Origin of the sequence: Ochrobactrum vermis, from assembly GCF_002975205.1 — a bacterium.
Lineage (GTDB): Bacteria > Pseudomonadota > Alphaproteobacteria > Rhizobiales > Rhizobiaceae > Brucella > Brucella vermis.
This window is the reverse complement of sequence record NZ_PCOC01000002.1, coordinates 1662463-1672500: the sequence shown is the minus strand read 5'-3', so window position 1 is coordinate 1672500 and position 10038 is coordinate 1662463. Positions and strand designations below refer to the sequence as shown.

The following is a 10038-nucleotide window of genomic DNA, read 5'->3' as shown; positions in this document are numbered from 1 at the left end:
GGCATGTGTAGGATAGGTGGTAGACTTTGAAGCAGTGGCGCCAGCCATTGTGGAGTCATCCTTGAAATACCACCCTTGCCTATATGGATGTCTAACTGCGGCCCGTTATCCGGGTCCAGGACCGTGTATGGTGGGTAGTTTGACTGGGGCGGTCGCCTCCTAAAGAGTAACGGAGGCGCGCGATGGTAGGCTCAGAACGGTCGGAAATCGTTCGTCGAGTGCAATGGCATAAGCCTGCCTGACTGCAAGACTGACAAGTCGAGCAGAGACGAAAGTCGGTCATAGTGATCCGGTGGTCCCGCGTGGAAGGGCCATCGCTCAACGGATAAAAGGTACGCCGGGGATAACAGGCTGATGACCCCCAAGAGTCCATATCGACGGGGTTGTTTGGCACCTCGATGTCGACTCATCGCATCCTGGGGCTGGAGCAGGTCCCAAGGGTATGGCTGTTCGCCATTTAAAGCGGTACGTGAGTTGGGTTCAGAACGTCGTGAGACAGTTCGGTCCCTATCTGCCGTGGGTGTAGGAATATTGATAGGATCTGTCCCTAGTACGAGAGGACCGGGATGGACGTATCTCTGGTGGACCTGTTGTCGTGCCAACGGCATAGCAGGGTAGCTATATACGGACGGGATAACCGCTGAAGGCATCTAAGCGGGAAACCCACCTAAAAACGAGTATTCCCTATCAGAGCCGTGGAAGACTACCACGTTGATAGGCCGGGTGTGGAAGTGCGGCAACGCATGTAGCTTACCGGTACTAATAGCTCGATCGACTTGATCACTCCCATTTACAATATCCATCGAACAACGTTCGATAGATATCAGTTAAGACTATGTCCTTACGGCTGAGCGCCTGACTTCGTCAGGCTAGCCTGCGGACGGCACGCCGAAACATCGGCGACGGCCAGTCGGCCTTGCGAAGCTTACGCTTCGAGGCTCTTAAACTGATATCATTACAATCAGCACGAAAGACAACCAGCTTCTCAATTTGTGTTCTTCGCCGACCTGGTGGTTATGGCGGAGCGGCTGCACCCGATCCCATTCCGAACTCGGCCGTGAAACGCTCCAGCGCCAATGGTACTTTGTCTTAAGACACGGGAGAGTAGGTCGCTGCCAGGTCTGCTAAGCACACAAATCAAAACATCTTCTCAAATCCCATACAAAACAGATCATTTAAGCGATATACGCAAAAAAATACCAAAACCGGTTACAATATAACACCCATAACGCGGGGTGGAGCAGCCCGGTAGCTCGTCAGGCTCATAACCTGAAGGCCGCAGGTTCAAATCCTGCCCCCGCAACCAAATCCCCTTAAATCACTAAAAGCTCTGATGCATATGCCATCCTGGTCGTAGCTGTACGGCTCGTGCAAGCTGCATCGAGCGGCACGTTCGACCGCAAATCGATCCTCTGGATCGATTTTTTTTTGCTCTCACCCCAGCAGGATCACAAGCCGAAGCGGGACGACGACAAGGAATTGATCCCGTGAACCAGTTCCCCGACAAACGGATCAAATCCGGCTCCGCAACAAAACATAAAACCCCGTGGCATATGCCCCGGGGTTTTATGTTGGCAGCACCCCTCATCAAAACTCCCAACCTCCCAGAAAAGAGACAAAAAAACACACTGATCTGAGCCCCAGAACTGCCTCCAGATTTTGGTAGAGTCCGTTAACATCAGGAGATAGATGAAATGAAGAGTTCACGGTCCACGGAAGAACAGGTCATCAGAGATTCTGAAGGAGCAGGAGGCAGGTCAGACGACGGCCGACGTTTGCCGAAGGCACGGGTGGCAGACGCAATACTCGATAACTGGAAAGGCAAACATGGCGGCATGGAAGTGTCTAAGGCGATGGGGAAAGGATCCCGATATGGCGAACGAGTTCGTCTGATCGTCGGTGTTTCCGATTATTGATTGCGCACCGCCATCGCTGTGACTTCAACCCGCATCTCGGGGGACGCGAGCCCTGCAACGCCAACGGCACAACGAACCGGAAATGGCTTTTTGAAAAAGCGCAGGTAAACTTCATTGAAGGCAGGGCGTTCGTTGATGTCCGTCAGATAGATTGTCAGGTGAATGACATTCGCCAGACTGCTGCCGGCCTTCTCCAGCGATGTTCTGAGGCTGTTCAGCGTGCATTCGCTTTGGGCCGTTATGTCGCCGGTTTCCATGGAGCCATCTGCCCGGATGGGAATATGGGTGGTTACCAGAAAATTGCCGATGCCTGCGACATCGGAAGAAATCTCGCTTTCGTCCGTATCCTCCAGGAAATAGGGGGCCGTGCTGTTTGTCATGGTCATTCTCCAAGGGGTTAGAAGTCATCGCGAAAAGTGCGAAGCGGTTTTCAAACAAATTGGGCGTAAAAACAAGCAGAGCGAGCATTGCACTGATGCAAACTGAACACGAAATGCCCTTGGCTGTACGCCAGAAGCAACTGAAGCGATTGGGCTTGCCAAACTTTATTACTAACCGACTCAAGTGAGATAGCAACAATGTGAATTCACAGAGCGGGCAAGCTATTGCGATGGTGGTCGAGCAGGTCTAAGAAACTAGCCGGAAGCGAGGAGGCTTCTTCCCCCCAACGACGATCAGCTCTGATCTGAAAGCCATCCATGACAGAAAAACACTCTCATCGCGGGCTTGTTGTCGCCGCGATCATGGCAAGTATGGCCATGATCGCTGTCGAGGCAACGATTGTGTCGACCGCAATGCCGCAGATCGCAGCGCAACTGGGCCAGCTCAATCTGTATTCCTGGGTTTTCTCGTCATTCCTTTTGACTCAGACAGCAACGACCGTTGTGTTTGGCAAACTCGCGGATATTTACGGGCGCAAGCCGGTTCTTGTTTTTGGCATTGTTCTGTTCCTAGTCGCTTCAGTCCTAGCCGGCTTCGCTTGGTCGATGCCTTCGATGATTGGTTTTCGGCTATTGCAGGGCATTGGGGCTGGGGCGATCCAGCCTGCGGCCATGACCGTTGTGGCGGATCTTTTTCCGGGCGCGCAGCGCAGCAAGGTTCAGGGATATCTTGCCAGCGTTTGGGCATTGTCAGCCGTTGTCGGTCCGTTGCTTGGCAGCCTGATAATTCACAATTTGAGCTGGGCATGGGTATTCTGGATCAACGTGCCGGTCGGGATTCTGGCGGCATCAGGTTTTCTTCTGTTTCTCCATGAGGAAAAGCGATCCAAGCCAGTATCGGTTGATGTGCTTGGCGCGGCACTTTTCGCCGTCTCCATTTCCTCTCTGATGATTGCTCTCACCTTGATGGAGAGTAGGGTTTCGCTGGAGGGAATTCTGGCGTTCATTCTCTTCGGACTTTCGCTGATTGCCTTCATCTGGCAGGAGCGCCGCACCAAGGAGCCCATGGTCGCGCCCGACCTTTGGCTGAAGCGGCCGATCGCATTCTCCAATCTGGCGGTTTTTCTGGCCAGCATGTCGATCATGGGGCTGACGACATTCCTGCCGATGTATGTGCAGACAGTTCTCGACCGCTCGCCGGTGGTTGCGGGCTTCGCCCTGACCATGTTGCTGCTCGGTTGGCCATGTGGAGCAACGATTGCTTCGCGACAGTTTACGCGTTTCGGTTTGCGTCCAATTATGATTGCCGGAAGCATTTGCATTCCGATTGGGACGGTTCTGCTTGTCATGCTTACCCCCGCAAGTTCAGCTACGCAGGCCGGAGCTGGTTCTTTGATTATGGGATTCGGCATGGGGTTGCTCAACATTGGCGCGCTGATCCTGACACAGGACAGCGTGAGTTGGTCGGAGCGCGGCAGCGCCACGGCATCGAACGTCTTCTCACGCAATTTGGGCAGTACGCTCGGAGCGGCCATTCTGGGGGCGGTGCTGACCTACGGTCTTGCGAACGCCAATCATGGTGAGGCGATTACGTCAGAACAACTTCGGGACCTGCTTAATGGTGCGGAGATGTTGATTGACCAGCAGCAGCTTCGGCTGGCCCTTCAACACGCGCTGCACGCAACGTTCGTGGCGATGCTGCTTATCGCCGTGTTGATCGTGCCTGTCTGTCTCTGTGTGCCAGGGGTTAGAAAAGCTTATGAAGAAAAAGTGGTGACGTGAACGGCATCGGATATCCGCAAGCCAAAGGCTCAGCCGGCTGCCGATCTCAAGTCGGCTGAGCTCACATCCTGCGATAGCTGCGCTGGCGAACTGCGGCTCTTTGCTGAGGAAAAAACGCCTGAAAAGCAAAAATCCCGGACAAAGCCGGGATTTTGTTGCTTATCTGATCGGAAAACTGGAGCGGGCGAAGGGATTCGAACCCTCGACCCCAACCTTGGCAAGGTTGTGCTCTACCCCTGAGCTACACCCGCTCGCGCCAGTCGTTTCCGTCAGGCAGGCGCTATATGAACTAACGCTTCGGAGATTGCAACAGGGAAATTGCACGAAAATGTCGTTTCAACGAGATTAGCTGCCGATTAAATAATAACTGACTGTAAATGTTATATTTTCTGGATAGCGAACCACGATTCAGGCTGTGATTTTTTTGCAAAACAAGAAGAACGCGCCTCCACCGATAACGGAATCGGGTGACAGGGATGCGAGTCAGGTTGCGGCGTTTCGCGCGGATAACCCAATTTGTTTTGCATGGTTTCTAAGCCTGCAGCCATGGTCTATAAGCGCTGATGCATGTCGTCGAAACTGAGGAGCGTGGTGACATGCGCAACATTTCCAATGCCGAACAGAATGGGTGGAATCATGCCTTTGTCGCCGAGCGAGCTTCACGACTATCTTCATAAACTCGGTATCGAAGTGAAAACGGTCGAACACCCCCCCTTGTTCACGGTTACCGATTCCCAAAGCCTGCGGGGCGAAATTCCAGGCGGCCATACGAAGAATCTCTTCCTGAAAGACAAGAAAGACAATTTCTTTCTGGTTACAGTCGAGGAGGATGCCGTTGTTGACCTGAAGTCGATTCATCACGTGATAGGCGCGGCAAGCCGTGTTTCATTCGGCAAGCCGGAAAAATTGATGGAATATCTCGGTGTGATCCCCGGCTCGGTCACCGTGTTTGGTGCGGCCAACGATACCGCGCGCAATGTACAGGTCGTTCTGGATGCCAGTTTGATGAAGTATGAAGTCATCAATGGACACCCGTTGACCAATGAAGCAACGACTTCGATTAAACGTGAAGACCTTGTTGCCTTCCTGAAGTCCACCGGCCACGAACCGCGTGTTCTTGCCGTTTCCGAGGATGCGAAGGCAGACGCTTCGGTATAAACTGATTTTCGAACCAGACGATCTTTTCCAGGTATGAATTAGCGATTGAAGTAGGAAGCAGGAGCACTAGATTACTGCGCAATTTGCTAGACCAGTCGACTTGAAATTGGCCGTCGAAGATACGAACTGAAAGATCGACACCGGCTTGCATGCGGACCGTCGCATCGCTCGGAAATTACGAAGGAATTCCTTATGACCAGCCAGAACAATCCTTATGCCGGTGCAGGTGGCCAGATGACGGCGAATGTCTCTTTCGGTTCGGCGCCAGCGGCTGCTGGAGGAGCGGATCTTGTCAAGGACACGACGACGGCAAGTTTTCAGGCCGATGTAATCACTGAATCCCGCAATCAGCCGGTGCTGGTGGATTTCTGGGCGCCGTGGTGCGGACCTTGCAAGCAGCTGACCCCGATCATCGAGAAGGCGGTCCGCGATGCAGCCGGTGCCGTCAAGCTGGTCAAGATGAACATCGACGAACATCCGGCCATCGCAGGCCAGCTCGGTATTCAATCCATTCCTGCGGTCATCGCTTTCGTCAACGGTCAGCCGGTTGACGGTTTCATGGGGGCTGTACCGGAATCGAAGGTGAAAGAATTCATCGCCAAGATCGGTGGTCCAAGCGATGCGGAAGCAGCACTTGCCGAGGCAATCACTGCCGCAAACGAACTGATGGAAGCCGGTGATTTCGTTCAGGCATCGGAGATTTTCTCTTCTATCCTTCATGCGGTCCCGGATAATATCGATGCGGTTGTCGGTCTTGCAACCTGCCTTCTTGAATCCGGCGATGCAGAAAAGGCGCGAGAAATTCTGGCCCAGCTACCGGCTGAACAGCAAAGTGCGCCTGCCGTTCGTGCGCTTGAAGCGCGTCTTGCACTGGCTGATCAGGTCAAACTCATCGGTGATCCGATTGAACTTGAGAAGCGAATTCAGGCTGATCCAAAGGATTATCAGGCTCGGTTTGACCTTGCACAGGTGCGAAATGCGCAGGGGCGGCGTGAAGATGCAGCCAATGAATTGCTTTTCATCATGAAGGCCGACCGTGAGTGGAATGAAGATGGAGCGCGCAAGCAACTGCTCCAGTTTTTTGAGGCTTGGGGGAATGCCGATCCGGCGACGCTCGGTGCACGGCGCAAACTGTCGTCTCTTCTCTTTTCTTGATCGCGACAGGTCGGGAGCATGGCGGCAAATTTTGCTTTGCGCGCCATGCGAAATCCAACTGTTAGGGCCACACATTCGGTAAGCCCTAAAGGGAGGTTGCAATGCAGGTGGGCAATGCCCGTTACAGAACGGGCGCCGATATACCGGAGACTGTACCGGTTTTCCCGTTGAAAGGGGCGCTGCTTCTGCCCGGCGGCCAGCTTCCGCTCAATATTTTCGAACCCCGCTATCTTGCGATGATCGAGAATGCTTTGGCGGGCAAGCGTATAATAGGCATGATCCAGCCGAAGATCGAAGGTGACGACGACGAAACGATGGATGAACTGGATGAGAGCCTTCGTCCTCAATTGAGCAATGTCGGTTGTCTTGGTCGCATCACGACCTTTGCCGAGACTGGCGACGGTCGCTTGCTGATTACCCTGCAGGGCATCTGCCGTTTTCGCGTGCGTGAGGAAGTCAATTGCCGTCAGCCTTATCGGCAATGCCGCATCATGCCGTTTCTGGCCGATCTGGAGGAGGCGCGGGATTCGTCCGATATCGACCGGGATGCTTTGCTGGGTGCTTTCCGTGATTATCTGGAAGCGCACAATCTGGAAGCGGACTGGGACAGTATTGCGCGCGCGAACAATGAAACTCTGGTCAATGCGCTTTCCATCATGTCACCTTTCGGTCCGGCTGAAAAACAGGCCCTTCTGGAGGCCCCTGATTTGAAGACGCGTGCAGCAACTTTGATTGCCATCACCGAAATGGTATTGGCCAGAGTGAAGGACGATGATTTCGGTTCGCGGCTGCAGTAAACTTCAGGAATGATGCAATGGACGACAAGACGGAAACTGGCAATATCGATGTGCGCCTTCTGGAACTCCTCGTATGTCCGCTCACCAAGGGGCCGCTGGAGTATGATGCGGAACATGGCGAGCTGATCTCGCGCAAGGCAAAGCTTGCCTATCCTGTTCGCGGCGGAATTCCCATCATGTTGCCGTCAGAAGCGCGCAGTTTGACGGATTGATCATTACGGTCATTTCACCAGCCGCTGGAAGCCTGAAACGTCGAACTGCTTCCACTTTAATGGCTGTTATATAATTTCTGCACAAGCCTCTATCTTTTTCATAAGTTTCAGCCACGCGCATTATTGCTTGTCGGACAACGGGGCTCTATAACCCTCGCGGAACTTGAAAAGGACAGTAACGGACGGCGTCACGCTGTTCGCGGCTGTTGTGAATTTGAGCGCAATATTGTTGGGAAACGGGCCTCCGTTTTCTGAAATATGCGGTAAAAAACAGAGGCTTGGCATTATGGCATCCAGAAAACTCCTTCTCCTGCCCGGCGACGGCATCGGTCCAGAGGCGATGGCGGAAGTCCGCAAGATTATCGCTTTCCTCAACTCGGGACTCAATCTTGGTTTCGAAACCGAAGAAGGTCTGGTTGGCGGCTCGGCTTATGACGCGCATGGTCAGGCGATTTCCGATGCTGACATGGAGAAGGCTCTGGCTGCCGATGCTGTGCTTTTTGGCGCTGTCGGCGGTCCGAAGTGGGACAGCGTGCCTTATGAAGTGCGTCCGGAAGCTGGTCTTCTGCGCCTGCGCAAGGATATGCAGCTTTACGCAAATCTGCGTCCGGCCATTTGCTACCCTGCGCTGGCTCATTCTTCGTCGCTGAAGCCTGAAGTGATCGAAGGTCTGGATATCCTCATCCTGCGTGAATTGACCGGCGGTGTTTACTTTGGCGAACCGAAGGAAATCATCGATCTCGGCAATGGCCAGAAGCGCGGTATTGATACGCAGGTCTACGACACCTACGAAATCGAGCGCATCGCCGATGTCGCCTTCGAGCTGGCGCGCACGCGCCGCAACAAGGTTACGTCGATGGAGAAACGCAATGTGATGAAGTCGGGTGTCCTGTGGAATCAGGTCGTCACCGCGCGTCACAAGGACAAGCATGCTGATGTGGAGCTGGAGCATATGCTGGCCGACGCTGGCGGCATGCAGCTCGTACGCTGGCCGAAGCAGTTTGACGTTATTGTAACGGACAATCTGTTCGGCGACATGCTGTCGGATGTTGCCGCAATGCTGACTGGTTCTCTCGGCATGCTGCCATCTGCTTCGCTCGGCGCAGCCGATGCTTTGACCGGCAAACGCAAGGCGCTTTACGAGCCGGTTCATGGCTCTGCGCCAGACATTGCTGGCAAAGGTGTCGCCAATCCGATTGCAATGATTGCTTCGCTTGCCATGTGCCTGCGTTATTCGTTCAACCTCGTTACCGAGGCGGATCGTCTGGAAGCAGCAATTGCGCAGGTTCTCGATGACGGTCTGCGCACGGCTGACATCTGGTCTGAAGGCAAGACCAAGATCGGTACCGTCGAAATGGGCGATGCCATTCTCGACAAGTTCTCGAAGCTTTCCGCTGAGTAAGCGAGATAGCATTATTTGATGAAAGCCCGTCATGCAGTCAGCGTGACGGGCTTTTTCTTTTTTGAATAGATGCCTGATTTGAGGCTGTAAATTCAAACTGCGCTGCTTAAGAATAGCGGCATGTTGTTCACGCTCCCAGACCAAAACAAACTCTACGATGCACTTGTCGCCCGCGATGCCGCTTACGAGGGCAGGGCTTATGTCGGCGTTACCTCGACCGGAATTTTCTGCCGCCTGACCTGTCCGGCGCGGAAACCGAAACAGGAGAACTGCCGCTTCTTTGCATCGGTTGCAGAATGCATGGCCGACGGTTTTCGGCCTTGCAAAAGATGCCATCCGCTACAGCCTGCTGCCGAGGCTGAACCTTCCGTCAAGAAGCTTCTCGATGCGCTTGAGGCTGATCCCGAACGCCGCTGGAATGAGGATGATGTTGTCCGGATGGGGCTTGATCTGTCGACGGTTCGCCGCAGTTTCCGGCGTCATTTTGGGATGACATTCCTGGAAATGGCGCGGCAGGAACGCTTGCGACACGGGTTTCAGGTGCTTGCCGATGGCGGGCGAGTGATCGATGCACAGATCGATGCCGGTTTTGAATCTCCCGAAGCTTTTCGCACCGCCTTTGCGCGCATTCTCGGGCTTCCACCCGCAAAATTACGTGGTGATGGCCTGTTGCGTGCCGATTGGATCAAGTCGCCGCTTGGCACGATGATCGCAATCTGTGATGCGCGAAGTCTGCATCTTCTTGAGTTTGTCGATCGCAAGGCGCTGCCAGCGGAGCTGAAGAAGCTTTATGCCACTTGTCACGGTAATCTGGGGATTGGCCGTTTCGAGACGCATGATCTCGTCGAGCGGCAGCTTGTAGCCTTCTTCGACGGACGCTTGCCGGCATTCGATTTGCCGCTGGTGCTGCATGGCAGCGCTTTTACGCAGCATGTCTGGCGCGAGCTTCAGAATATAAGGGCAGGGGAGACACGCAGCTACAGTGAACTTGCGCAGGCCATGGAAAAGCCGCTCGCCGTGCGTGCTGTGGGGCGGGCCAATGGCGCGAACCAGATTGCCGTTATCATTCCCTGCCATCGTGTGATCGGCGCAGACGGATCATTGACCGGCTATGGCGGTGGCCTGTGGCGCAAGCAGAAACTGATCGAAATTGAAGCGCAATATCGGCGATAGAATGCCAGACGAATACAAAAACGCCGCCCATCGGGCGGCGTTCTGTGTTGTTCAGTTGACAAG

Annotated in this window: 9 protein-coding genes, 2 tRNA genes and 2 rRNA genes (1 of these 13 only partly in view); 11 read left to right on the top strand and 2 right to left on the bottom strand. The window is 54.1% G+C overall.

Annotation, left to right across the window (positions count from 1 at the left end):
* From CQZ93_RS22060 to CQZ93_RS22045, 4 genes are all read left to right on the top strand, one after another.
* Nucleotides 1-784 (top strand): 23S ribosomal RNA (locus CQZ93_RS22060) (it extends 2121 nt beyond the left edge of the window).
* 222 nt (nucleotides 785-1006) lie between these two features.
* A 5S ribosomal RNA gene (gene rrf, locus CQZ93_RS22055) occupies nucleotides 1007-1121 on the top strand.
* 108 nt (nucleotides 1122-1229) lie between these two features.
* Nucleotides 1230-1306, top strand: a tRNA-Met gene (locus CQZ93_RS22050).
* Between the two features lie 388 nt (nucleotides 1307-1694).
* Nucleotides 1695-1916 carry a hypothetical protein gene (locus CQZ93_RS22045; protein WP_105544673.1) on the top strand — a complete coding sequence of 74 codons (222 nt, stop codon included), beginning with the start codon at nucleotides 1695-1697 and terminating at the stop codon, nucleotides 1914-1916.
* Here CQZ93_RS22045 and CQZ93_RS22040 read toward each other — a convergent pair.
* Nucleotides 1910-2296: a RidA family protein gene (locus CQZ93_RS22040; RefSeq protein WP_105544672.1), complete on the bottom strand. Its 387-nt coding sequence runs from the start codon at nucleotides 2294-2296 to the stop codon at nucleotides 1910-1912. The two genes, CQZ93_RS22045 and CQZ93_RS22040, sit on opposite strands and share 7 nt — an antisense overlap.
* Before the next feature lie 318 nt (nucleotides 2297-2614).
* On the opposite strand from CQZ93_RS22040, the gene CQZ93_RS22035 reads away from it, so the two are divergent.
* Nucleotides 2615-4078 carry an MDR family MFS transporter gene (locus CQZ93_RS22035; RefSeq protein ID WP_105544671.1) on the top strand — a complete coding sequence of 488 codons (1464 nt, stop codon included), beginning with the start codon at nucleotides 2615-2617 and terminating at the stop codon, nucleotides 4076-4078.
* A gap of 176 nt (nucleotides 4079-4254) precedes the next feature.
* On the opposite strand, the gene CQZ93_RS22030 is transcribed toward CQZ93_RS22035, so the two are convergent.
* Nucleotides 4255-4329 (bottom strand) — tRNA-Gly (locus CQZ93_RS22030).
* Nucleotides 4330-4714: 385 nt separating this feature from the next.
* On the opposite strand from CQZ93_RS22030, the gene CQZ93_RS22025 reads away from it, so the two are divergent.
* The 6 genes from CQZ93_RS22025 (at nucleotide 4715) to CQZ93_RS22000 (ending at nucleotide 9975) form a co-directional block, all read left to right on the top strand.
* Entirely contained in the window at nucleotides 4715-5236 is a 522-nt protein-coding gene (locus tag CQZ93_RS22025) for a prolyl-tRNA synthetase associated domain-containing protein (RefSeq protein WP_105544670.1), read from the top strand.
* A gap of 192 nt (nucleotides 5237-5428) precedes the next feature.
* Nucleotides 5429-6391, top strand: coding sequence for a thioredoxin (gene trxA, locus CQZ93_RS22020; RefSeq protein WP_105544669.1), 963 nt, complete (start codon nucleotides 5429-5431; stop codon nucleotides 6389-6391).
* Nucleotides 6392-6492: 101 nt separating this feature from the next.
* The gene (locus CQZ93_RS22015; protein ID WP_105544668.1) at nucleotides 6493-7188 is read left to right on the top strand and encodes an LON peptidase substrate-binding domain-containing protein; all 696 of its coding nucleotides are present in this window, start codon (nucleotides 6493-6495) and stop codon (nucleotides 7186-7188) included.
* A gap of 17 nt (nucleotides 7189-7205) precedes the next feature.
* Complete coding sequence (locus CQZ93_RS22010; protein ID WP_105544667.1) at nucleotides 7206-7400, top strand: Trm112 family protein; 195 nt, start codon at nucleotides 7206-7208, stop codon at nucleotides 7398-7400.
* 286 nt (nucleotides 7401-7686) lie between these two features.
* Complete coding sequence (gene leuB / locus CQZ93_RS22005; protein ID WP_105544666.1) at nucleotides 7687-8802, top strand: 3-isopropylmalate dehydrogenase; 1116 nt, start codon at nucleotides 7687-7689, stop codon at nucleotides 8800-8802.
* 120 nt (nucleotides 8803-8922) lie between these two features.
* The gene (locus CQZ93_RS22000) at nucleotides 8923-9975 is read left to right on the top strand and encodes a bifunctional transcriptional activator/DNA repair enzyme AdaA (RefSeq protein WP_105544665.1); all 1053 of its coding nucleotides are present in this window, start codon (nucleotides 8923-8925) and stop codon (nucleotides 9973-9975) included.
* Nucleotides 9976-10038: the final 63 nt, after the last annotated feature.